Origin of the sequence: Enterobacter dykesii (assembly GCF_008364625.2) — a bacterium.
GTDB classification, from domain to species: Bacteria; Pseudomonadota; Gammaproteobacteria; order Enterobacterales; family Enterobacteriaceae; genus Enterobacter; species Enterobacter dykesii.
Window position 1 is genome coordinate 215,478 of the sequence record NZ_CP126604.1, and the last position, 24,204, is coordinate 239,681.

18 protein-coding genes, 1 tRNA gene, 3 rRNA genes and 1 riboswitch are annotated in these 24,204 nt (G+C 56.2%); of the genes, 14 read left to right on the forward strand and 8 right to left on the reverse strand.

What is annotated here, in order from left to right; translation table 11 throughout:
- Window position 1: 1 nt before the first annotated feature.
- From thiS to F0320_RS01000, 5 genes are all read right to left on the reverse strand, one after another.
- Complete coding sequence (gene thiS / locus F0320_RS00980; RefSeq protein ID WP_032644502.1) at window positions 2–202, reverse strand: sulfur carrier protein ThiS; 201 nt, start codon at window positions 200–202, stop codon at window positions 2–4.
- On the reverse strand, window positions 186–941 hold the full coding sequence (gene thiF, locus F0320_RS00985; RefSeq protein WP_126331233.1) for a thiazole biosynthesis adenylyltransferase ThiF: 756 nt from the start codon (window positions 939–941) through the stop codon (window positions 186–188). The genes thiS and thiF overlap by 17 nt, the downstream gene beginning before the upstream one ends.
- Window positions 928–1,569, reverse strand: a complete 642-nt coding sequence (gene thiE / locus F0320_RS00990) for a thiamine phosphate synthase (protein ID WP_047651715.1) — start codon at window positions 1,567–1,569, stop codon at window positions 928–930. The genes thiF and thiE overlap by 14 nt, the downstream gene beginning before the upstream one ends.
- Window positions 1,569–3,464: a phosphomethylpyrimidine synthase ThiC gene (gene thiC / locus F0320_RS00995; RefSeq protein WP_126331235.1), complete on the reverse strand. Its 1,896-nt coding sequence runs from the start codon at window positions 3,462–3,464 to the stop codon at window positions 1,569–1,571. The genes thiE and thiC overlap by 1 nt, the downstream gene beginning before the upstream one ends.
- Before the next feature lie 78 nt (window positions 3,465–3,542).
- A riboswitch (TPP riboswitch) is annotated at window positions 3,543–3,654 on the reverse strand.
- Window positions 3,655–3,708: 54 nt separating this feature from the next.
- On the reverse strand, window positions 3,709–4,206 hold the full coding sequence (locus F0320_RS01000; RefSeq protein ID WP_032662962.1) for an Rsd/AlgQ family anti-sigma factor: 498 nt from the start codon (window positions 4,204–4,206) through the stop codon (window positions 3,709–3,711).
- A gap of 95 nt (window positions 4,207–4,301) precedes the next feature.
- Here F0320_RS01000 and nudC point away from each other — a divergent pair, with 95 nt between their 5' ends.
- The 6 genes from nudC to F0320_RS01030 all read left to right on the forward strand — a co-directional run bounded on the left by nudC (window position 4,302) and on the right by F0320_RS01030 (window position 8,654).
- Window positions 4,302–5,075: an NAD(+) diphosphatase gene (gene nudC / locus F0320_RS01005; RefSeq protein ID WP_126331237.1), complete on the forward strand. Its 774-nt coding sequence runs from the start codon at window positions 4,302–4,304 to the stop codon at window positions 5,073–5,075.
- Window positions 5,076–5,113: 38 nt separating this feature from the next.
- Complete coding sequence (gene hemE, locus F0320_RS01010; protein WP_024908252.1) at window positions 5,114–6,178, forward strand: uroporphyrinogen decarboxylase; 1,065 nt, start codon at window positions 5,114–5,116, stop codon at window positions 6,176–6,178.
- A 9-nt stretch (window positions 6,179–6,187) separates the two neighbouring features.
- On the forward strand, window positions 6,188–6,859 hold the full coding sequence (gene nfi / locus F0320_RS01015; protein ID WP_023309979.1) for a deoxyribonuclease V: 672 nt from the start codon (window positions 6,188–6,190) through the stop codon (window positions 6,857–6,859).
- 41 nt (window positions 6,860–6,900) lie between these two features.
- Window positions 6,901–7,491, forward strand: a complete 591-nt coding sequence (locus F0320_RS01020) for a YjaG family protein (RefSeq protein ID WP_023309980.1) — start codon at window positions 6,901–6,903, stop codon at window positions 7,489–7,491.
- 186 nt (window positions 7,492–7,677) lie between these two features.
- Window positions 7,678–7,950: a nucleoid-associated protein HU-alpha gene (hupA, locus tag F0320_RS01025; RefSeq protein ID WP_002445246.1), complete on the forward strand. Its 273-nt coding sequence runs from the start codon at window positions 7,678–7,680 to the stop codon at window positions 7,948–7,950.
- An 11-nt stretch (window positions 7,951–7,961) separates the two neighbouring features.
- On the forward strand, window positions 7,962–8,654 hold the full coding sequence (locus F0320_RS01030; protein ID WP_047651713.1) for a DUF1481 domain-containing protein: 693 nt from the start codon (window positions 7,962–7,964) through the stop codon (window positions 8,652–8,654).
- A 49-nt stretch (window positions 8,655–8,703) separates the two neighbouring features.
- Here the strand turns inward: F0320_RS01030 and purD are convergent, their stop codons facing one another.
- Both purD and purH read right to left on the reverse strand, forming a co-directional pair.
- Window positions 8,704–9,996: a phosphoribosylamine--glycine ligase gene (gene purD / locus F0320_RS01035; protein ID WP_126331239.1), complete on the reverse strand. Its 1,293-nt coding sequence runs from the start codon at window positions 9,994–9,996 to the stop codon at window positions 8,704–8,706.
- Between the two features lie 15 nt (window positions 9,997–10,011).
- On the reverse strand, window positions 10,012–11,601 hold the full coding sequence (purH, locus tag F0320_RS01040) for a bifunctional phosphoribosylaminoimidazolecarboxamide formyltransferase/IMP cyclohydrolase (RefSeq protein WP_029742045.1): 1,590 nt from the start codon (window positions 11,599–11,601) through the stop codon (window positions 10,012–10,014).
- 560 nt (window positions 11,602–12,161) lie between these two features.
- Between purH and F0320_RS01045 the strand changes: the two genes are divergently transcribed.
- The 8 genes from F0320_RS01045 to aceK all read left to right on the forward strand — a co-directional run bounded on the left by F0320_RS01045 (window position 12,162) and on the right by aceK (window position 23,254).
- A 16S ribosomal RNA gene (locus F0320_RS01045) occupies window positions 12,162–13,701 on the forward strand.
- An 84-nt stretch (window positions 13,702–13,785) separates the two neighbouring features.
- A tRNA-Glu gene (locus F0320_RS01050) sits at window positions 13,786–13,861 on the forward strand.
- Between the two features lie 182 nt (window positions 13,862–14,043).
- Window positions 14,044–16,949 (forward strand): 23S ribosomal RNA (locus F0320_RS01055).
- A 68-nt stretch (window positions 16,950–17,017) separates the two neighbouring features.
- A 5S ribosomal RNA gene (rrf, locus tag F0320_RS01060) occupies window positions 17,018–17,133 on the forward strand.
- Together the 16S, 23S and 5S rRNA genes with 1 tRNA gene alongside form the textbook arrangement of a ribosomal RNA operon.
- Before the next feature lie 180 nt (window positions 17,134–17,313).
- Window positions 17,314–18,243: a homoserine O-acetyltransferase MetA gene (metA, locus tag F0320_RS01065; protein ID WP_047650890.1), complete on the forward strand. Its 930-nt coding sequence runs from the start codon at window positions 17,314–17,316 to the stop codon at window positions 18,241–18,243.
- A 270-nt stretch (window positions 18,244–18,513) separates the two neighbouring features.
- Entirely contained in the window at window positions 18,514–20,115 is a 1,602-nt protein-coding gene (aceB, locus tag F0320_RS01070) for a malate synthase A (protein WP_126331112.1), read from the forward strand.
- A gap of 31 nt (window positions 20,116–20,146) precedes the next feature.
- Window positions 20,147–21,451: an isocitrate lyase gene (aceA, locus tag F0320_RS01075; RefSeq protein ID WP_126331114.1), complete on the forward strand. Its 1,305-nt coding sequence runs from the start codon at window positions 20,147–20,149 to the stop codon at window positions 21,449–21,451.
- 51 nt (window positions 21,452–21,502) lie between these two features.
- Complete coding sequence (aceK, locus tag F0320_RS01080; protein ID WP_126331116.1) at window positions 21,503–23,254, forward strand: bifunctional isocitrate dehydrogenase kinase/phosphatase; 1,752 nt, start codon at window positions 21,503–21,505, stop codon at window positions 23,252–23,254.
- 21 nt (window positions 23,255–23,275) lie between these two features.
- On the opposite strand, the gene iclR is transcribed toward aceK, so the two are convergent.
- A complete protein-coding gene (gene iclR / locus F0320_RS01085; protein WP_126331118.1) occupies window positions 23,276–24,106 on the reverse strand; it encodes a glyoxylate bypass operon transcriptional repressor IclR in 831 nt (276 codons plus the stop codon).
- Window positions 24,107–24,204: the final 98 nt, after the last annotated feature.

A 24,204-nucleotide genomic window follows, 5' to 3' on the forward strand; every position in this document is an offset into this window, starting at 1 on the left:
CTCAGCCCCCTGCGATAACCTGAAACAGCAGGATCTGGTCGCCTTCATTGACCTGCTGATGTTCCCACTGCTCGCGCGGCAGGATCTGTTGATTGAGCGCCAGCGCCGTTCCCGGCTTGAGCTGACGCAGCTTGTCGAGCAGTGCGGCAACGGTAAGCCCGTCGTCGCATCTCATCGGCTCATCGTTAAACAGAATGCGCATCGCGGCCTCCGCATACCGGGCAGCGGCTGGCTCGGCGTAACGCCAGCTGGCGCCAGCCGCTGGAGCGGGCATCAAACAGCCGCAGCGTATTGCGTTCCGTTTCCATGCCGCTGAGCAGCTTGATGGCCTCCAGCGCCTGCATTGTGCCCATTACGCCGACCACCGGACCAAGAATGCCCGCGGTACGGCAGTTGCGCGTCGGCTCGGCATCGTCCGGCCACAGGCAGCGATAGCAGCCCTGCGACCACGGCGGGGTCAGGACCATCATCTGCCCGCCGAACCCCACCGCGCTGGCGGTGATAAGCGGCGTATGATTTGCCACGCAGGCGGCGTTGATCGCCTGGCGCGTCGCCATGTTGTCGGTACAGTCCAGCACCACGTCGGCAAGGGCAACTTCACGGCGTAGGCTTTCACCACTGAGCCGTTCCTGCAGGGCAATCAGCGCGATATCCGGGTTAAGCTGGTTCAGCCGCTGCCGGGTGATTTGCGCTTTCGGCTGGTTGATATCCTCGGTGGTAAAGAGGATTTGCCGCTGCAGGTTGCTGAGGTGAACCTCATCATCGTCGGCCAGCACCAGCGTGCCGACGCCCGCGCCTGCCAGATAGAGCGCGGCGGGCGCGCCTAATCCACCCAGACCGACAATCAGCACCCGGCTGGCGAGCAGTTTTTGCTGGCCGTCAATGGCGATATCCTCCAGCAGGATCTGACGGCTGTAGCGCATAAAGTCACGATCGTTCATCGCCCGCTCCTGCCAGCTTTAAAAGCTGTTCGGTGGCGGACCGCCAGTCTGCGGCCTGGCTGATGGCGCTGACGACGGCGATGCTGCCGACGCCGGTCTCCAGCACCGCCTGGGCACGTTCAAGGCTGATTCCGCCGATGGCGACGGTGGGGTAATCGGCAAGGCGTTTAACGTGACTCGCCAGCTGCGTCAGCCCCTGCGGTGCGGAGGGCATCTGCTTGGTTTGCGTCGGGAAGACGTGACCGAGCGCGATGTAAGACGGACGGGCCGCCAGGGCCACGTCGATCTCCATGTCATCGTGTGTTGAAACGCCAAGACGCAGTCCGGCTTCGCGGATAGCGCTCAGATCCGTTGTTTCCAGGTCCTCCTGACCCAGATGCACGCCGTACGCCCGGTGCTTAACGGCCAGCCGCCAGTAATCGTTGATAAACAGGCGGGCGTTATGCCGACGCCCCAGCTCAATGGCGGCAACCACATCGGCTTCCACCTCCTCATCGCGCTTATCCTTGATGCGCAGCTGAATTGTGCGAACGCCTGCCTCCAGCAGTCGCTCTATCCACGCCACGCTGTCCACCACCGGATAGAGCCCTAAACGGTAGGGGACGGGCGGGAAATCGGGCTGGTACATTACGCCTCCTCTTTTTTGAGGTAGATTTCGCCGCCTCTGGCGCGGAAGGTTTCGGACATGTCCGCCATCCCCACTTCAATGGTTTGCGCGGCGGCGTAGTCGCGCACCTCCTGGCTGATTTTCATCGAGCAGAATTTTGGCCCGCACATGGAGCAGAAGTGCGCGACTTTGCCCGATTCCTGCGGCAGGGTCTCGTCGTGATAGGCGCGGGCGGTGAACGGGTCCAGCGCCAGGTTGAACTGGTCTTCCCAGCGGAATTCAAAGCGCGCCTTCGACATGGCGTTATCGCGGATTTGCGCGCCCGGATGGCCTTTGGCCAGATCCGCCGCGTGGGCGGCAATTTTGTAGGTAATCAGCCCCTGCTTCACGTCCTCTTTGTTTGGCAGGCCGAGGTGCTCTTTCGGCGTCACGTAGCAGAGCATGGCGCAGCCGAACCAGCCGATCATCGCCGCCCCAATCCCTGACGTGAAGTGGTCATAGCCCGGCGCAATATCGGTGGTCAATGGCCCCAGGGTATAGAACGGCGCTTCGTGGCAGAGCTCCAGCTCCTCGGTCATGTTGCGGCGGATCATCTGCATCGGCACGTGTCCCGGACCTTCAATCATCACCTGCACGTCATACTCCCAGGCGATTTTGGTCAGTTCGCCCAGCGTGTGCAGTTCGGCAAACTGCGCTTCGTCGTTCGCGTCGCGAATAGAGCCCGGACGCAGGCCGTCGCCCAGCGACAGAGAGACATCATACGCGGCGCAAATTTCGCAGATCTCGCGGAAGTGTTCGTAGAGGAAGTTTTCCTGGTGATGGGACAGGCACCACTTCGCCATGATGGAACCGCCGCGCGAGACGATGCCGGTCAGACGCTTAGCCGTCATCGGCACGTAGCGCAGCAGCACGCCCGCGTGAATGGTGAAGTAGTCCACGCCCTGCTCGGCCTGCTCCAGCAGCGTGTCGCGGAACGCTTCCCAGGTAAGGTCTTCGGCGATGCCGTTGACCTTCTCCAGCGCCTGATAAATCGGGACGGTGCCAATCGGTACCGGGCTGTTACGCAGGATCCATTCGCGGGTTTCGTGAATATAACGGCCAGTGGAGAGATCCATTACCGTGTCCGCACCCCAGCGCGTGGACCAGACCAGCTTCTCCACCTCTTCTTCGATGGAGGAGGTGACGGCCGAGTTACCGATGTTAGCGTTGACCTTCACCAGGAAGTTGCGGCCGATAATCATCGGCTCGGATTCCGGGTGGTTGATGTTGGCAGGGATAATCGCGCGGCCTGCGGCCACTTCGTCACGCACAAACTCCGGCGTGATGTTCTCCGGCAGACGAGCGCCAAAGCCTTCACCCGGATGCTGATAGCGCAGCACTTCGCTACGGATGCGCTCGCGACCCATGTTTTCGCGGATGGCGATGAACTCCATTTCCGGCGTGACGATACCCCGGCGCGCGTAGTGCAACTGGGTCACGCATTTGCCCGCCTTAGCGCGTTTTGGCGTCAGCAGGCCGGTAAAGCGCAGCTCGTCCAGACCGTCGTCGGCCAGGCGCTCTTTGGTGTACGCAGAGCTGCGCACGCTCAGCTCTTCGCAGTCGTTACGCGCGTCAATCCAGGGCTGGCGCAGCTTCGCCAGACCCTGCTGGACGTTAATGGCAACATCAGGATCGCCGTACGGACCGGAGGTGTCATATACCGGCACGGCTTCGTTGTCTTCATACTGCGGGTTATCTTTGCTGCCGCCGACAAGCGTCGGGCTAAGCTGAATTTCGCGCATTGGGACGCGGATATCGGCCTGCGAGCCGGAAATATAGATGCGTTTCGAGTTCGGGAAAGCGGTGCCTTCCAGCGTGTCGATGAAGTGTTGGGCCTGTGCGCGCTGTTCGCGGCGGGTCAGTTTTGCAGTAGACATAGCTCATTCCAAAAGTGAAGGACATGGCTTGTCAGACGACGGATGAAGCAAGAGAGGATCGCCCGGGGACGATTCAACAGCAGTGTGACTCTTGTTCCCTTCGCAGGTATTAGCCTGATCAGGTTCCGCGGATCCCGAATTAACGGTCTCAGCCCGCGCTTTCAGGCGCTGGGCACTCCGACAAGAAAAATCCCCCTCGTGAGAGGGGCGAATGGTTGTAAATTACTCGTTAACGGTGAAGAACTCAAGCAGGGCGCGCGACGTTCTCTTCGTTACTGATGTTCAAATCATTATCCAGCACGAGGGCGATCAGCTTATCTTCCAGCGTGAATCGCTCTTCCAGCGCTTCACCGAGGTCGGATAGCGCCTGCTGAAACTCAAGGTAGTTATCGTGGTCGATAGCGTTCTCGAGCGCGGAATCATAGTAATCCATGATCTGCTGGGTGTTGGCTTCCAGAAGGGGATAGAGCTTGCTGGCTGCTAAATACGGCGTTGTCCCTTCCATTTCACGGATAATGCGTTCATAAATATTGAAATGGCCGTCGGACAGATAGTCGACCAGGCCCTGACAAAAATCATCCAGCGCTTTTTCATTCAGTCGCATAAACGATTCTTTGCCAGGCTTAATACCGACCAAATTGTAATAAGCCACGAGTAGATGCTTGCGCACATGTAGCCAGCGATCCACCAGTTTGTTACTTCCTCTAACGCGCTCAGTCAGGCTTTGCAGCTGGTTTAACATGGTCGACTCCGCAAAATGTAGGATTGAATCTGCTTATCCAGAATGTAACCACAATGCTAACAACATGTCAGTGAAGCGAAGGTAGTGCAATAGATATGGATCGTATTATTGAAAAATCAGATCTTGGTTGGTGGATCGTCAGTCACGAACAAAAATTATGGCTTCCTGCCGGAGAAATTCCCTACGGTGCAGCTGAGGCGTTCGATCTTGTTGGCCAGCCAGCGCTACAGATCGGCGAGTGGCAGGGTGAGCCGGTGTGGTTGATCCAACAACCCCGCCGCCAGGATATGGGATCGGTGCGCCAGGTGCTGGATCTGGACGTGGGGCTGTTCCAGCTGGCGGGGCGGGGCGTGCAGCTGGCCGAGTTTTACCGCTCGCATAAATACTGCGGCTACTGCGGTCATACCATGCGCCCGAGCAAAACCGAGTGGGCGATGCTCTGCAGCCACTGCCGCGAACGCTACTATCCGCAGATTGCGCCGTGCATTATCGTCGCTATCCGCCGGGAGGATTCCATCCTGCTGGCGCAGCATACCCGCCATCGCAACGGCATTTACACCGTGCTGGCCGGCTTCGTCGAGGTGGGCGAAACGCTGGAGCAGGCGGTGGCGCGAGAGGTGATGGAGGAGAGTGGGATCAAAGTGAAGAACCTGCGCTACGTTACCTCCCAGCCGTGGCCATTCCCGCAGTCGCTGATGACGGCATTTATGGCCGAATACGACAGCGGCGAGATCGTTATCGACCAGAAAGAGCTGCTGGACGCGAACTGGTATCGCTACGACGATTTACCGCTGTTACCTCCGCCGGGCACCGTGGCGCGTCGGCTGATAGAAGATACCGTGGCGATGTGTCGGGCCGAGTATGAGTAGTGTTACACTGAGGCCATGACGCTTAAGGAACTGCAAAAATGACCGAACTGAAGAACGATCGTTATCTGCGTGCGCTGCTGCGCCAGCCCGTTGATGTCACCCCGGTGTGGATGATGCGCCAGGCGGGACGCTATCTCCCAGAGTATAAAGCCACGCGCGCGCAGGCGGGCGATTTTATGTCGCTGTGCAAAAACGCCGAGCTGGCCTGTGAAGTGACGCTCCAGCCGCTGCGCCGCTTCCCGCTGGATGCGGCGATCCTCTTCTCGGATATTCTGACCATTCCTGATGCAATGGGCCTTGGCCTGTACTTCGAAACCGGTGAAGGCCCGCGTTTCACCTCCCCAATCAAAAGCAAAGCCGACGTGGATAAGCTGCCAATCCCCGATCCGGAAGGCGAGCTGGGCTACGTGATGAACGCCGTACGCACCATTCGCCGCGAGCTGAAAGGTGAAGTGCCGCTGATTGGCTTCTCCGGCAGCCCATGGACGCTGGCGACCTATATGGTTGAAGGAGGCAGCAGCAAAGCCTTCACCCTGATTAAAAAGATGATGTACGCCGAGCCGCTGGCCCTGCACGCGCTGCTCGACAAGCTGGCGAAGAGCGTCACCCTCTACCTGAACGCGCAGATTAAGGCGGGCGCGCAGTCGGTGATGATTTTCGATACCTGGGGCGGCGTGCTGACCGGGCGCGATTATCAGCAGTTCTCCCTGTACTACATGCACAAAATCGTTGATGGCCTGCTGCGTGAAAACGAAGGCCGCCGCGTGCCGGTGACGCTGTTCACCAAAGGCGGCGGCCAGTGGCTGGAAGCGATGGCGGCAACCGGCTGCGATGCGCTGGGCCTCGACTGGACCACCGATATCGCCGATGCCCGCCGCCGCGTGGGCGACAAAGTGGCGCTGCAGGGCAATATGGACCCGTCCATGCTCTATGCGCCGCCAGCCCGCATTGAAGAAGAAGTGTCGACTATACTGTCTGGTTTCGGCCAGGGTGAAGGCCACGTCTTTAACCTCGGCCACGGCATTCATCAGGATGTGCCGCCAGAACACGCAGGCGTATTTGTGGAGGCGGTGCATCGGCTTTCTGCCCAGTATCACAAGTAAGGAGTGATTATGGATCTCGCGTCGCTACGCGCTCAGCAAATCGAACTGGCCTCATCGGTGATCCGCGAGGATCGTCTGGATAAAGATCCTCCGCAGTACATTGGCGGAGCAGACGTCGGATTCGAGCAGGGTGGGGAAGTGACGCGAGCGGCGATGGTGGTACTGAAATATCCTTCGCTTGAGCTGGTGGAGTACAAGGTAGCGCGTATCGCGACCACCATGCCGTACATTCCGGGCTTTCTCTCCTTCCGCGAATATCCCGCGCTGCTGGCAGCGTGGGAGCAACTCTCGCAAAAACCTGACCTGCTGTTTGTCGATGGACACGGTATCTCACACCCGCGCCGTTTAGGCGTTGCCAGCCACTTTGGGCTGCTGGTGGATGTGCCGACCATTGGCGTCGCCAAGAAACGCCTGTGCGGCGCGTTTGAACCTCTTTCTGCCGAGCCGGGCGCGCTGGCGCCGCTTATCCATAAAGGCGAGCAGCTGGCGTGGGTCTGGCGCAGCAAGGCGCGCTGTAACCCGCTCTTTATCGCCACGGGGCACCGGGTGAGCATGGACAGCGCCCTGGCGTGGGTGCAGCGCTGCATGAAGGGCTACCGCTTGCCGGAGCCGACGCGCTGGGCAGACGCCGTGGCCTCTTCGCGTCCGGCTTTTGTTCGTTGGCAGGAAATTCAGCGATGATTCAGGTAAACTGCGCCTAATTTTCGATTCGAGAGATCATCATGCTACAAAACCCGATTCACCTGCGCCTTGAGAAACTTGAAAGCTGGCAGCACGTGACGTTTATGGCTTGCCTGTGCGAGCGCATGTATCCCAACTATGCCGCGTTCTGTAAGGAGACGGGCTTTGGTGATGGCCATATCTACCGCCGCATTCTGGATCTGATCTGGGAAACGCTGACGGTGAAAGACGCGAAGGTGAACTTCGACTCCCAGCTGGAAAAGCTGGAAGAGGCGATTCCGGCTGCGGATGATTTTGACCTGTACGGTGTCTATCCGGCGATTGATGCCTGCGTGGCGTTAAGCGAACTGCTTCACTCCCGTCTGAGCGGTGAAACGCTGGAGCACGCTATTGAAGTCAGTAAGGCGTCTATTACGACCGTCGCGATGCTGGAAATGACCCAGGAAGGTCGCGAGATGACCGACGAAGAGCTGCGTGCGAACCCGGCGGTTGAGCAAGAATGGGACATTCAGTGGGAAATTTTCCGCCTGCTGGCAGAGTGTGAAGAACGCGATATTGAGCTGATAAAAGGGCTGCGCGCGGACTTACGAGAGGCTGGTGAGAGCAATATTGGTATAATTTTTAACCAATGAGACAAGAAAACTTGAGATAACGCCCGTTTTGTCGCTCCTCGACTCTTCCCTTTCGCCCCTTGTCTGGTCTACATTTGGGGGGCGAAAAAAAGTGGCTATCGGTGCGTGTATGCAGGAGAGTGCTTTTTTGGCATTTTCGTCGCACTCGATGCTTAGCAAGCGATAAACACATTGAAAGGATAACTTATGAACAAGACTCAACTGATTGATGTAATTGCGGACAAGGCTGATCTGTCTAAAGTGCAGGCTAAAGCTGCTCTGGAATCTACCCTGGCTGCTATTACTGAGTCTCTGAAAGAAGGCGATGCTGTGCAACTGGTTGGTTTCGGTACCTTCAAAGTGAACCACCGCGCTGAGCGTACTGGCCGCAACCCGCAGACCGGTAAAGAAATCAAAATCGCCGCAGCTAACGTGCCGGCATTTGTTTCTGGTAAAGCACTGAAAGACGCTGTTAAGTAAGACGCGTGGCAGTGAACAGTTTTAGCGAAGGGGCGGCAACGCCCCTTTTGTCTTTCTGGCGTGGAACGCTCGCGCTGGCAGGCATGCTGCTGCTGTCAGCCTGCAGCCACGACACCTCCCTGCCACCGTTTACCGCCAGCGGCTACGCGGACAACCAGGGCGCGGTCAGGATCTGGCGCAAAGATTCCGGCGATGAAGTGCATCTGCTTTCTGCCTTCAGCCCGTGGCATAACGGCAATACGTCGACGGCGGAATACCGCTGGCAGGGAGATGACCTGTCGCTGATTGAACTGAACGTCTACAGCAAGACCCCCGAACACGTGAAAGTGCGTTTTGACGACCATGGCGAGCTAAGCTTTATGCAGCGCGAAGTCAGCGGTCAAAAACAGCAGCTTTCCAGCGATCAAATCGCTCTTTACCGTTATCGTGCCGAACAAATCCGCCAGACCAGCGATGCGCTTCGTCTGGGACGCGTTGTGCTGCGTCAGGGGCGCTGGCATGCCGATGGGACGGTGACAACCTGCGAAGGACAGACGGTCAAGCCTGAGCTTGAATCCTGGGCAACCGAACACATTCAACGCCGTCAGCGTCATTCATCAATGGAAGTGAGTGTGGCGTGGCTGGAAGCGCCGGAAGGCTCTCAGCTGCTGCTGGTGGCGAACGAAGACTTCTGCACCTGGCAGCCGACGGAAAAAAGTTTTTGATTTAAATCCCCTCTCCCTTGAGGGAGAGGGTTAGGGTGAGGGTGTGAAATTATTCTCCCTGCTCACGCGCAATTGCACGATAACCGATATCCTGACGGCTAAAGCTGCCGTTCCAGTGAATATCCGCCATCAGCGCGTAGGCGCGTTTCTGCGCTTCGGCCACGGTATGGCCCAGCGCGGTTGCACACAGCACGCGTCCGCCGTTGGTGAGGACGCGATCGTCTTCAGCCAGCTTCGTACCCGCATGGAACACCTTCGCACCTTCAATCTCTTCCAGCGGCAGGCCGTGGATTTCATCTCCGGTGTTGTAATTGCCCGGATAACCACCTGCAGCAATCACCACGCCCAGAGACGCACGCTCGTCCCACTCAGAGGTTTTCTCGTCGAGCTTGCCTTCGCAGGCTGCCAGACACAGTTCCACCAGATCGGATTTCATGCGCAGCATGATGGGCTGCGTTTCCGGATCGCCAAAGCGGCAGTTGAATTCGATGACCTTAGGGTTACCCTGCTTGTCGATCATCAGACCCGCATAGAGAAAACCAGTGTAGGTATTGCCTTCCGCCGCCATTCCTTTCACGGTCGGCCAAATGACGCGATCCATGGTGCGCTGGTGGACTTCGTCAGTCACTACCGGAGCGGGTGAATAAGCGCCCATACCGCCGGTATTCGGGCCGGTATCGCCATTGCCTACGCGCTTGTGGTCCTGGCTGGTGGCCATCGGCAGAACGTGCTCGCCGTCGACCATCACGATAAAGCTGGCCTCTTCACCGTCGAGGAACTCTTCGATCACGATGCGGTGGCCCGCATCGCCAAAGGCGTTGCCGGCCAGCATATCCTGGACCGCGGCTTCTGCTTCTTCGAGGGTCATCGCGACGATAACGCCTTTACCTGCGGCCAGACCGTCGGCCTTGATGACAATCGGCGCGCCTTTTTCACGCAGGTAGGCCAGGGCTGGCTCCACTTCGGTGAAGTTCTGATATTCCGCCGTCGGGATGTTATGACGCGCGAGGAAATCTTTGGTGAAGGCTTTGGAGCCTTCCAGCTGCGCGGCGCCTTCCGTAGGCCCGAAGATTGTCAGACCCGCCGCGCGGAACGCATCCACCACGCCAATCACCAGCGGCGCTTCCGGGCCCACAATCGTCAGATCGATTTTCTCGCTCTGGGCAAAGCTCAGCAGCGCAGGGATATCGGTCACGCTGATAGCCACGTTCTGCAGCGCGGGTTCCAGCGCGGTACCGGCGTTGCCCGGTGCTACGAAGACTGTTTTCACCAGCGGAGACTGCGCCGCTTTCCACGCCAGAGCGTGCTCGCGTCCGCCGTTACCAATCACTAATACTTTCATTTTCTGCTCCGGGAATTAATGGCGGAAGTGGCGCATGTCGGTGAAGATCATTGCGATGCCGTGTTCGTCGGCAGCGGCAATCACTTCGTCGTCGCGAATTGACCCGCCAGGCTGGATCACACAGGTGATGCCCACTGCAGCAGCTGCGTCGATACCGTCACGGAACGGGAAGAAGGCGTCAGAAGCCATGGCGGAGCCTTTTACTTCCAGACCTTCATCGCCTGCTTTAATACCCGCGATTTTCGCGGAGTAGACGCGGCTCATCTGGCCTGCGCCTATCCCGATGGTCATGTTCTCTTTGGCGTAGACGATGGCGTTGGATTTAACGAACTTCGCGACCTTCCAGCAGAACAGCGCATCACGCAGTTCCTGTTCGCTCGGCTGGCGTTTGGTTACCACGCGCAGGTCGGCCTCTGTCACCATACCCAGATCGCGGTCCTGAACCAGCAGACCGCCGTTCACGCGCTTGAAGTCCAGGCCCGGTACGCGCTCTGCCCACTGGCCGCAGACCAGCACGCGGACGTTCTGTTTTGCCGCGGTGATTTTCAGCGCTTCTTCAGATGCGGATGGCGCGATGATCACTTCAACGAACTGGCGGGAGATGATGGCCTGTGCGGTTTCAGCATCCAGCTCGCGGTTGAAGGCGATAATGCCGCCGAACGCAGAGGTTGGGTCGGTTTTGTATGCGCGATCGTAGGCATCCAGAATAGAGGTGCTCACGGCAACGCCGCATGGGTTCGCATGCTTAACGATAACGCAGGCCGGCTCGCTGAACTCTTTCACGCATTCCAGCGCGGCGTCGGTGTCGGCAATGTTGTTATAGGAGAGCGCTTTGCCCTGAACCTGCTGAGCGGTCGCAACAGAGGCTTCTTTTACCTCTTCTTCTATATAGAAAGCAGCCTGCTGGTGGCTGTTCTCACCGTAACGCATGTCCTGCTTCTTAATGAAGTTCAGGTTCAGGGTGCGCGGGAAGCGGCCGGAAGGATCTTTGCTTTCACCGTGGTAAGCCGGCACCAGGCTACCGAAGTAGTTGGCAATCATGCTGTCGTACGCCGCGGTGTGCTCGAAGGCTTTGATGGCGAGGTCGAAACGCGTTTCCAGAGTCAGTGACCCTTCGTTGGCGTCCATCTCGTTAATAATGGTGTTGTAATCGCTGCTCTTCACCACGATAGCCACATCTTTATGGTTCTTGGCTGCTGAGCGCACCATAGTTGGGCCGCCGATATCAATATTCTCTACGGCATCTTCCAGAGAACAGCCTTCGCGGGCTACGGTTTGGGCAAACGGGTAAAGGTTAACGACAACCATGTCGATTGGGGCGATGTCATGCTGTTCCATAATGGCGTCGTCCTGACCGCGACGGCCAAGGATACCGCCGTGCACTTTTGGATGCAGGGTTTTGACGCGTCCATCCATCATTTCCGGGAAACCGGTGTAATCGGACACTTCGGTTACCGGCAGACCTTTATCTGCTAACAGGCGAGCGGTACCGCCTGTAGAAAGCAGCTCCACACCGCGTGCGGAAAGTGCCTGAGCGAATTCGACGATACCGGCTTTATCAGAAACACTGAGCAGAGCGCGGCGGACTGGACGACGTTGTTGCATGGTAAATCCCCTGGATTTCACGATTACAGAGAGCGTTAGATGAATTTTCCTGCGAAAAACTCATCTAACACACCTGACGGGGCATCCTTATTAAGCGCGAGCATTTTAACGAAAACGTTTGCGCAACGCTCGCACATTTTCACTTTTTCGTATCATTGTGGATAAGTCTGTGTGTAAAAAGGTATAAGGCGGGGTTTTGCTGTGGAATGCAGCAGTCAGTCATTTTTCTGACATTTAGCGGTTGCGGCCTGCTGAGAACTCCCTATAATGCGCCTCCATCGACACGGCGGATGTGAATCACTTCACAAACAGCCCGGTCGGTTGAAGAGAAAAAATCCTGAAATAACGGGTTGACTCTGAAAGAGGAAAGCGTAATATACGCCACCTCGCAACGGTGAGCGAAAGCCGCGTTGCACTGCTCTTTAACAATTTATCAGACAATCTGTGTGGGCACTCAAAGTGACATGGATTCTTAATGTCTTCGGACGAAAAATGAATACCAAGTCTCTGAGTGAACATACGTAATTCATTACGAAGTTTAATTCACGAGCATCAAACTTAAATTGAAGAGTTTGATCATGGCTCAGATTGAACGCTGGCGGCAGGCCTAACACATGCAAGTCGAGCGGTAACACAGGGAGCTTGCTCCCGGGTGACGAGCGGCGGACGGGTGAGTAATGTCTGGGAAACTGCCTGATGGAGGGGGATAACTACTGGAAACGGTAGCTAATACCGCATAACGTCGCAAGACCAAAGAGGGGGACCTTCGGGCCTCTTGCCATCAGATGTGCCCAGATGGGATTAGCTAGTAGGTGGGGTAACGGCTCACCTAGGCGACGATCCCTAGCTGGTCTGAGAGGATGACCAGCCACACTGGAACTGAGACACGGTCCAGACTCCTACGGGAGGCAGCAGTGGGGAATATTGCACAATGGGCGCAAGCCTGATGCAGCCATGCCGCGTGTATGAAGAAGGCCTTCGGGTTGTAAAGTACTTTCAGCGGGGAGGAAGGCGATAAGGTTAATAACCTTGTCGATTGACGTTACCCGCAGAAGAAGCACCGGCTAACTCCGTGCCAGCAGCCGCGGTAATACGGAGGGTGCAAGCGTTAATCGGAATTACTGGGCGTAAAGCGCACGCAGGCGGTCTGTCAAGTCGGATGTGAAATCCCCGGGCTCAACCTGGGAACTGCATTCGAAACTGGCAGGCTAGAGTCTTGTAGAGGGGGGTAGAATTCCAGGTGTAGCGGTGAAATGCGTAGAGATCTGGAGGAATACCGGTGGCGAAGGCGGCCCCCTGGACAAAGACTGACGCTCAGGTGCGAAAGCGTGGGGAGCAAACAGGATTAGATACCCTGGTAGTCCACGCCGTAAACGATGTCGACTTGGAGGTTGTGCCCTTGAGGCGTGGCTTCCGGAGCTAACGCGTTAAGTCGACCGCCTGGGGAGTACGGCCGCAAGGTTAAAACTCAAATGAATTGACGGGGGCCCGCACAAGCGGTGGAGCATGTGGTTTAATTCGATGCAACGCGAAGAACCTTACCTACTCTTGACATCCAGAGAACTTAGCAGAGATGCTTTGGTGCCTTCGGGAACTCTGAGACAGGTGCTGCATGGCTGTCGTCAGCTCGTGTTGTGAAATGTTGGGTTAAGTCCCGCAACGAGCGCAACCCTTATCCTTTGTTGCCAGCGGTCCGGCCGGGAACTCAAAGGAGACTGCCAGTGATAAACTGGAGGAAGGTGGGGATGACGTCAAGTCATCATGGCCCTTACGAGTAGGGCTACACACGTGCTACAATGGCGCATACAAAGAGAAGCGACCTCGCGAGAGCAAGCGGACCTCATAAAGTGCGTCGTAGTCCGGATTGGAGTCTGCAACTCGACTCCATGAAGTCGGAATCGCTAGTAATCGTAGATCAGAATGCTACGGTGAATACGTTCCCGGGCCTTGTACACACCGCCCGTCACACCATGGGAGTGGGTTGCAAAAGAAGTAGGTAGCTTAACCTTCGGGAGGGCGCTTACCACTTTGTGATTCATGACTGGGGTGAAGTCGTAACAAGGTAACCGTAGGGGAACCTGCGGTTGGATCACCTCCTTACCTTAAAGAACCTGCCTTTGTAGTGCTCACACAGATTGTCTGATGAAAAGTAAATAGCAAGGCGTCTTGCGATTGAGACTTTACGTCCCCTTCGTCTAGAGGCCCAGGACACCGCCCTTTCACGGCGGTAACAGGGGTTCGAATCCCCTAGGGGACGCCACTTGCTGGTTCGTGAGTGAAAGTCACCTGCCGTCATATCTCAAAACTCATCTTCGGGTGACGTTTGAGATATTTGCTCTTTAAAAATCTGGATCAAGCTGAAAATTGAAACGACACATCTTAATGGTGTGTTCGAGTCTCTCAAATTTTCGCAATCAGAAGTGAAACATCTTCGGGTTGTGAGGTTAAGCGACTAAGCGTACACGGTGGATGCCCTGGCAGTCAGAGGCGATGAAGGACGTGCTAATCTGCGAAAAGCGCCGGCGAGGTGATATGAACCTTTGACCCGGCGATGTCCGAATGGGGAAACCCAGTGCAATTCGTTGCACTATCGTTAACTGAATACATAGGTTAACGAGGCGAACCGGGGGAACTGAAACATCTAAGTACCCCGAGGAAAAGAAATCAACCGAGATTCCCCCAGTAGCGGCGAGCGAACGGGGAGCAGCCCAGAGTCTGAATCAGCTTGTGTGTTAGTGGAAGCGTCTGGAAAGTCGCACGGTACAGGGTGACAGTCCCGTACACGAAAGCACACAGGCTGTGAACTCGAAGAGTAGGGCGGGACACGTGGTATCCTGTCTGAATATGGGGGGACCATCCTCCAAGGCTAAATACTCCTGACTGACCGATAGTGAACCAGTACCGTGAGGGAAAGGCGAAAAGAACCCCGGCGAGGGGAGTGAAAAAGAACCTGAAACCGTGTACGTACAAGCAGTGGGAGCACCTTCGTGGTGTGACTGCGTACCTTTTGTATAATGGGTCAGCGACTTATATTCTGTAGCAAGGTTAACCGTATAGGGGAGCCGAAGGGAAACCGAGTCTTAACTGGGCGTTAAGTTGCAGGGTATAGACCCGAAACCCGGTGATCTAGCCATGGGCAGGTTGAAGGTTGGGTAACACTAACTGGAGGACCGAACCGACTAATGTTGAAAAATTAGCGGATGACTTGTGGCTGGGGGTGAAAGGCCAATCAAACCGGGAGATAGCTGGTTCTCCCCGAAAGCTATTTAGGTAGCGCCTCGTGAACTCATCTTCGGGGGTAGAGCACTGTTTCGGCTAGGGGGCCATCCCGGCTTACCAACCCGATGCAAACTACGAATACCGAAGAATGTTATCACGGGAGACACACGGCGGGTGCTAACGTCCGTCGTGAAGAGGGAAACAACCCAGACCGCCAGCTAAGGTCCCAAAGTCATGGTTAAGTGGGAAACGATGTGGGAAGGCACAGACAGCCAGGATGTTGGCTTAGAAGCAGCCATCATTTAAAGAAAGCGTAATAGCTCACTGGTCGAGTCGGCCTGCGCGGAAGATGTAACGGGGCTAAACCATGCACCGAAGCTGCGGCAGCGACGCTTATGCGTTGTTGGGTAGGGGAGCGTTCTGTAAGCCGTTGAAGGTGGCCTGTGAGGGTTGCTGGAGGTATCAGAAGTGCGAATGCTGACATAAGTAACGATAAAGCGGGTGAAAAGCCCGCTCGCCGGAAGACCAAGGGTTCCTGTCCAACGTTAATCGGGGCAGGGTGAGTCGACCCCTAAGGCGAGGCCGAAAGGCGTAGTCGATGGGAAACAGGTTAATATTCCTGTACTTGGTGTTACTGCGAAGGGGGGACGGAGAAGGCTATGTTAGCCGGGCGACGGTTGTCCCGGTTTAAGCATGTAGGCGGAGGTTCCAGGTAAATCCGGTACCTTTTTAACGCTGAGGTGTGATGACGAGGCACTACGGTGCTGAAGTAACAAATGCCCTGCTTCCAGGAAAAGCCTCTAAGCATCAGGTAACACGAAATCGTACCCCAAACCGACACAGGTGGTCAGGTAGAGAATACCAAGGCGCTTGAGAGAACTCGGGTGAAGGAACTAGGCAAAATGGTGCCGTAACTTCGGGAGAAGGCACGCTGATATGTAGGTGAAGCCCCTGCGGGTGGAGCTGAAATCAGTCGAAGATACCAGCTGGCTGCAACTGTTTATTAAAAACACAGCACTGTGCAAACACGAAAGTGGACGTATACGGTGTGACGCCTGCCCGGTGCCGGAAGGTTAATTGATGGGGTTAGCGGTAACGCGAAGCTCTTGATCGAAGCCCCGGTAAACGGCGGCCGTAACTATAACGGTCCTAAGGTAGCGAAATTCCTTGTCGGGTAAGTTCCGACCTGCACGAATGGCGTAATGATGGCCAGGCTGTCTCCACCCGAGACTCAGTGAAATTGAACTCGCTGTGAAGATGCAGTGTACCCGCGGCAAGACGGAAAGACCCCGTGAACCTTTACTATAGCTTGACACTGAACACTGGTCCTTGATGTGTAGGATAGGTGGGAGGCTTTGAAGCGTGGACGCCAGTCTGCGTGGAGCCGCCCTTGAAATACCACCCTTTAATGGCTGGTGTTCTAACGTAGACCCGTAATCCGGGTTGCGGACAGTGTCTGGTGGGTAGTTTGACTGGGGCGGTCTCCTCCCAAAGAGTAACGGAGGAGCACGAAGGTTAGCTAATCCTGGTCGGACATCAGGAGGTTAGTGCAATGGCATAAGCTAGCTTGACTGCGAGAGTGACGGCTCGAGCAGGTGCGAAAGCAGGTCATAGTGATCCGGTGGTTCTGAATGGAAGGGCCATCGCTCAACGGATAAAAGGTACTCCGGGGATAACAGGCTGATACCGCCCAAGAGTTCATATCGACGGCGGTGTTTGGCACCTCGATGTCGGCTCATCACATCCTGGGGCTGAAGTAGGTCCCAAGGGTATGGCTGTTCGCCATTTAAAGTGGTACGCGAGCTGGGTTTAGAACGTCGTGAGACAGTTCGGTCCCTATCTGCCGTGGGCGCTGGAGAATTGAGGGGGGCTGCTCCTAGTACGAGAGGACCGGAGTGGACGCATCACTGGTGTTCGGGTTGTCATGCCAATGGCACTGCCCGGTAGCTAAATGCGGAAAAGATAAGTGCTGAAAGCATCTAAGCACGAAACTTGCCCCGAGATGAGTTCTCCCTGACCCTTTAAGGGTCCTGAAGGAACGTTAAAGACTATGACGTTGATAGGTCGGGTGTGTAAGCGCAGCGATGCGTTGAGCTAACCGATACTAATGAACCGTGAGGCTTAACCTTACAACGCCGAAGGTGTTTTGGCGAAGAGAGACACGATTTTCAGCCTGATACAGATTTAACAGAATTTGCCTGGCGGCTTTAGCGCGGTGGTCCCACCTGACCCCATGCCGAACTCAGAAGTGAAACGCCGTAGCGCCGATGGTAGTGTGGGGTCTCCCCATGTGAGAGTAGGGAACTGCCAGGCATCAATTAGAAGAACCCCGTACCGTAAGGTGCGGGGTTTTTTGCTTTTGTTTTTCTCCTCCCCCTGTTCCTGAAACTTTCTCACCTTGGACATGCAGACTCGACTTTCCAATCGTTTCTGGGTATCGTTAGCTGTCTGGATGTCTAAACGTTTATACGTATGCTGTGAGGATATAAAGTTATGCCGATTCGGGTGCAGGACGAGCTACCAGCCGTCAATTTCTTGCGTGAAGAAAACGTCTTCGTCATGACGGCTTCGCGTGCGACAGGTCAGGAAATTCGCCCGCTGAAGGTGCTTATTCTCAATCTGATGCCAAAAAAGATCGAAACAGAAAACCAGTTCCTGCGTCTTCTGTCGAACTCCCCGCTGCAGGTCGATATTCAGCTGCTGCGAATCGATGCCCGCGAGTCGCGTAACACGCCTGCTGAGCACCTGAATAACTTCTACTGCAACTTTGATGACATTCAGGGGGAAAACTTCGACGGGCTGATTGTGACCGGCGCGCCGCTCGGTCTGGTTGAATTTAACGATGTCGCCTACTGGCCGCAGATCAAACAGGTTCTGGAGTGGGCAAAAGATCACGTTACCTCCACATTGTTTGTCTGTTGGGCGGTACAAGCCGCGCTGAATATTCTTTATGGCATCCCCAAGCAAACCCGTACTGAAAAGCTCTCCGGCGTATACGAACACCACATTCTTCAACCGCATGCGTTGCTGACGCGCGGTTTCGATGACTCCTTCCTGGCCCCGCATTCTCGCTACGCCGATTTCCCTGCCCAGCTGATTCGTGATTACACCGATCTGGAGATCCTGGCCGAAACGGAAGACGGGGATGCTTACCTGTTTGCCAGCAAGGATAAGCGTATCGCCTTTGTGACCGGCCATCCTGAGTACGATCCGCATACCCTCGCGTCAGAGTATTTCCGTGATGTCGAAGCGGGTCTTAATCCGGATGTACCGTACAACTATTTCCCCAAAGACGATCCGCAAAACAAACCGAGAGCAACCTGGCGCAGCCACGGGAATTTGCTTTTCACTAACTGGCTCAACTATTACGTCTACCAGATCACGCCATACGATCTGCGCCACATGAATCCGACGCTGGAGTAATCTTCTGCCCTGAACGATCCTAAAGCGTTTCAGCTATTCAAATCAGGCACCTTCGGGTGCCTTTTTTATTTCCGAAATGTCACTCACCATTCGATAAAACTTTAATCTCAATAAAATCAATAAATTAACTGCAATTAACAATTAAAATGGAAATTGTTTTTGATTTTGGAAAAAATATAGATAGTCTTAATTCTGCTGAGCGAAAACTACCCAACGATCTTTCGTTCGCATCGGGGGCGGCATTTTGGATCTTTGATGAGGAGCAGAGTAATGACTCAACAGGCAACGACGGTCGATGAACTGGCCTTTACCCAGCCGTATGGCGAGCAAGAACAGCAGGTTTTGACGGCGGAAGCGGTAGAATTTCTGACTGAACTGGTGACCCGCTTTACGCCGCAGCGCAATAAGCTGCTGGCGGCACGTATTCATCAGCAGCAGGAAATTGACGATGGCAAGTTGCCTGGATTCATTTCGGAAACCGCTTCCATTCGACGTGGCGAGTGGAAAATCCGCGGCATCCCTGAAGATTTACAGGATCGTCGCGTTGAGATCACTGGTCCGGTAGAGCGCAAAATGGTGATCAACGCCATGAATGCCAACGTTAAGGTCTTCATGGCCGATTTTGAAGATTCACTGGCGCCAGACTGGAACAAAGTTATCGACGGGCAGATCAACCTGCGCGACGCCGTGAACGGCACCATCAGCTATACCAACGAAGCCGGCAAAATTTACCAGCTCAAACCGAACCCGGCGGTGCTGATCTGTCGCGTACGCGGTCTGCACCTGCCTGAAAAACATGTCACCTGGCGTGGGGAAGCCATTCCGGGCAGCCTGTTTGATTTCGCACTCTATTTCTTCCACAACTACAAAGCCCTCCTGGCTAAAGGCAGCGGTCCCTATTTCTATCTGCCAAAAACGCAGGCCTGGCAGGAAGCGGCCTGGTGGAGCGAGGTGTTCAGCTATGCGGAAGATCGTTTCAACCTGCCGCGCGGCACCATCAAAGCCACGCTGCTGATTGAAACGCTGCCTGCCGTGTTCCAGATGAATGAAATTCTGCACGCTCTGCGCGACCACATTGTCGGCCTGAACTGCGGACGCTGGGACTATATTTTCAGCTACATCAAAACCCTGAAAAATCACGGCGATCGCGTGCTGCCCGATCGCCAAGTGGTCACTATGGATAAACCATTCCTGAGTGCCTACTCGCGCCTGCTGATCAAAACCTGTCACAAGCGCGGCGCCTTTGCGATGGGCGGCATGGCGGCATTTATCCCGAGCAAAGACGCAGAGCGCAATAATCAGGTGCTCAACAAGGTGAAAGCCGACAAAGAGCTTGAAGCCCGTAACGGTCACGACGGCACGTGGATTGCCCATCCTGGCCTTGCCGATACGGCGATGGAGGTCTTCAACCGCGTTCTCGGCGACAACAAAAACCAGCTGTTTGTCACGCGCGAAGACGATGCCCCAACGGCTGAAGAACAGCTGCTGGCACCGTGCGCGGGCGAGCGTACGGAAGAGGGCATGCGTGCCAATATTCGCGTCGCGGTCCAGTACATCGAAGCGTGGATCTCCGGCAACGGCTGTGTGCCTATCTATGGACTGATGGAAGATGCCGCGACGGCGGAGATCTCACGTACCTCCATCTGGCAGTGGATCCACCATCAAAAAACGCTCAGCAACGGCAAGCCGGTGACCAAATCCCTGTTCCGCCAGATGCTGGCCGAAGAGATGCGGGTGATCCAGGACGAGCTGGGCGAACACCGCTTCAGCAGCGGACGTTTTGACGACGCCGCGCGCCTGATGGAGCAAATCACCACATCAGATGACTTAATCGACTTCCTGACCCTGCCGGGCTACCGCTTCCTGGCGTAACTCACCACATAACAATATGGAGCATCTGCACATGAAAACCCGTACCCAACAGATCGAAGAGTTGAAGAAAGAGTGGACACAACCTCGTTGGGAAGGCATCCGCCGTCCTTACAGCGCGGAGGAAGTGGTGAAATTACGCGGCTCGGTCAATCCGGAATGCACGCTGGCACAGAACGGTGCGGCGAAAATGTGGAAGCTGCTGCACGGTTGCTCTAAAAAGGGCTACATCAACAGCCTCGGTGCGCTGACCGGCGGTCAGGCGCTGCAGCAGGCGAAGGCGGGTATTGAAGCTATCTACCTCTCCGGCTGGCAGGTTGCGGCGGATGCTAACCTGGCGTCCAGCATGTACCCGGATCAGTCGCTCTATCCGGCGAACTCCGTGCCGTCGGTGGTGGATCGGATCAACAATACCTTCCGCCGAGCGGATCAGATCCAGTGGGCCGCCGGTATCGAACCTAACGATCCGCGCTTTATTGACTATTTCCTGCCGATCGTCGCGGATGCAGAAGCGGGCTTCGGCGGCGTGCTGAACGCCTTCGAGCTGATGAAATCGATGATTGAGGCCGGTGCAGCGGCCGTTCACTTCGAAGACCAGCTGGCGTCAGTGAAAAAATGCGGACACATGGGCGGTAAGGTGCTGGTTCCTACACAGGAAGCCGTACAGAAGCTGGTTGCCGCGCGTCTGGCTGCTGACGTGCTCGGCGTGCCGACGCTGGTGATTGCCCGTACTGATGCGGACGCGGCGGACCTGATCACCTCTGACTGCGACCCGTACGACAGCGAGTTCATCACCGGCGAGCGCACCAGTGAAGGCTTCTACCGCACCCATGCCGGCATTGAACAGGCGATCAGCCGCGGCCTGGCGTACGCGCCTTACGCGGACCTGGTCTGGTGTGAAACGTCTACGCCGGATCTGGCGCTGGCAAAACGCTTTGCCGACGCCATCCACGCGAAGTATCCGGGCAAACTGCTGGCCTATAACTGCTCGCCGTCATTCAACTGGCAGAAAAAGCTGGATGACAAAACGATCGCCAGCTTCCAGCAGCAGCTGTCCGACATGGGCTACAAATACCAGTTCATTACCCTGGCCGGTATCCACAGCATGTGGTTCAACATGTTCGACCTGGCGCACGCCTATGCGCAGGGTGAGGGCATGAAGCACTACGTTGAGAAGGTGCAGCAGCCGGAGTTTGCGGCGGGTAAAGACGGTTATACCTTCGTGTCTCACCAGCAGGAGGTGGGAACTGGCTACTTCGATAACGTGACGACCATCATTCAGGGCGGCACCTCCTCCGTCACCGCCTTAACGGGTTCAACGGAAGAAGCACAGTTCTAATCTTTTCCCCCTCTCCCCTCTCGGGGAGAGGGTTGGGGTGAGGGGGAATATATGTCGCGTGGCCTGGAATTGCTGATTGCCCAAACTATTTTGCAGGGCTTCGATGCCCAGTATGGTCGTTTTCTTGAAGTGACATCCGGCGCGCAGCAGCGCTTCGAACATGCAGACTGGCATGCGGTTCAGCAGGCCATGAAGCAGCGTATCCATCTCTATGACCACCACGTGGGTCTGGTGGTGGAGCAGCTGCGCTGTATTACCGACGGTAAAAGCCCGGACGCGGAATTTTTACTGCGCGTGAAGGAGCACTACACCCATTTGTTACCCGATTACCCGCGCTTCGAGATTGCGGAGAGCTTTTTCAACTCCGTCTATTGCCGGTTATTTGACCACCGCTCACTATCTCCTGAGCGGTTATTTATCTTCAGCTCCCAGCCAGAGCGACGCTTTCGAACCATTCCCCGTCCGCTGGCGAAAGATTTCTTTCCCGATCGCGGATGGGAAAAGCTCCTGCACCGCATGCTAACGGATCTGCCGCTGCGACTGCCCTGGGAGAATAAAACCCGGGATATCGGTTATATCCACGCGCATCTCAACGAAACCTTCGGCGCGGAGGTGCTCAGCCATAGCCATTTGCAGGTGGCCAACGAGCTTTTCTACCGCAATAAAGCCGCCTGGCTGGTGGGCAAACTGGTTACGCCGACCGCCATTGTGCCGTTTCTGCTGCCCATTCACCTTACCGACGACGGGGAACTGTTTGTCGATACCTGCCTGACCACCAGCGCCGAGGCCAGCATTGTGTTTGGCTTCGCCCGCTCCTATTTCATGGTATACGCTCCGCTGCCTGCCGCGCTGGTGGAGTGGCTGCGTGAGATCCTGCCGGGCAAAACCACCGCCGAGCTGTATATGGCGATTGGTTGCCAGAAGCACGCCAAAACGGAAAGCTACCGGGAGTACCTGCGCTATGTCACCGCCGCCGATGAGCAGTTTATCGAAGCGCCCGGCATTCGCGGTATGGTGATGCTGGTCTTTACGCTGCCGGGTTTTGACCGGGTATTTAAGGTGATTAAAGATAGATTCGCGCCGCAGAAAGAGATGACCGCCGCGCACGTTCGCGCCTGCTATCAGCTGGTTAAAGAGCACGACCGCGTCGGTCGCATGGCGGATACCCAGGAGTTCGAAAACTTTGTGCTGGATAAACAGCAGATCGACCCGGCACTCATGGCGCTGTTAATGCAGGAAGCACCCGCGAAAATCACCGATCTTGGCGATAAAATCGTGATTAGCCATCTCTACATCGAACGCCGCATGGTGCCGCTAAATATCTGGCTTGAGCAGTCCGAAGGTCAGGCACTACGGGATGCCATTGAAGAATACGGCAACGCGATTCGCCAGCTTGCCGCCGCCAATATTTTCCCGGGCGACATGCTGTTTAAAAACTTCGGCGTCACCCGTCACGGGCGGGTGGTATTCTACGATTACGATGAAATTTGCTACATGACCGAGGTGAACTTCCGCGATATACCACCGCCCCGCTACCCGGAAGATGAGCTGTCCGGCGAGCCGTGGTACAGCGTCTCGCCGGGCGATGTGTTTCCGGAGGAGTTTCGCCACTGGCTGTGCGCTGACCCGCGCATCGGGCCGCTATTCGAAGAAATGCATGAGGATCTGTTCCGCGCCAGCTACTGGCGCGGGCTGCAAACGCGGATCAAAAACGGGCATGTGGAAGATGTGTACGCTTACCGCCGTAAACAGCGGTTTTGCATCAGGTTTTCTCCCTCTCCCTGTGGGAGAGGGCCGGGGTGAGGGCATCAGGCCGCCTCAATCTTAACGAATCCCACCGTACGCCAGCGTCACCTCTTTCGCCGCCTTAATCACCAGCGCGCCCAGCTCGGTCACGCGGTCGTCGGTCATCCGCGAAATCGGCCCGGAGATGGAGATGGCGGCAAACGGCTCGCGGTGCTCGTCAAAAATGCAGGACGCGAGGCAGCGCAGGCCCAGGGCATGTTCTTCATCATCAAACGAATAGCCGCGCTTGCGGGTCAGGGCCAGATCTTCTTTCAGATGCACGGGCGATACCAGCGTGGCGTGGGTATAGGCGTGCAGCCCTTTACGGTGCAGCAGCCCCGTCACCTGCTCTTCGCTTAGCTGCGAGAGAAACGCTTTCCCCGCCCCGGAGGCATGCATCGGCAGCTTGCCGCCAATCGGTGCGGACATGCGCATCAGCTGCGTGCACTGCACCTGGTCGATGATAATCGCCTGGTGGTCGCTCTGGTCCAGCACCGCCAGGTTTACGGTCTCGCCGGACTCCTCCATCAGCTTGCGCAGAATCGGGTGCACAATCGCCAGCAGGTTGCGGCTCTGCAGGAAGCTGCTGCCGACTATAAACGCATGCGCGCCCACCGCCCAGTGCCCCAGCTCGCCGACCTGGCGGACAAAGCCCAGCTGCTGCATGGTGGTCAGCAGGCGGTGCGTCGTGGAGTTAGGCAGGCCAGCCTGCTGGGCCAGCTCCGTCAGGGCCACGCTGCCGTGCGACTCGGCTATCCACTCCAGCAGCTTCAAACCGCGCGTGAGCGATTGAACCTGTCCGCCCTGTTGTGTGGCGGCGGTGGTGGCAGCAGGTTTTCTGCCGCGTTTAGCGGGAACGGTCGCGACCATGACGATCTCCTTTTTCTGTATCGTGGAAATCATTTTCGTTTTATTTGGTGAATTTGCAACCGTTATCCTGACTGATCGGAGGAGTGATGGTGAACATG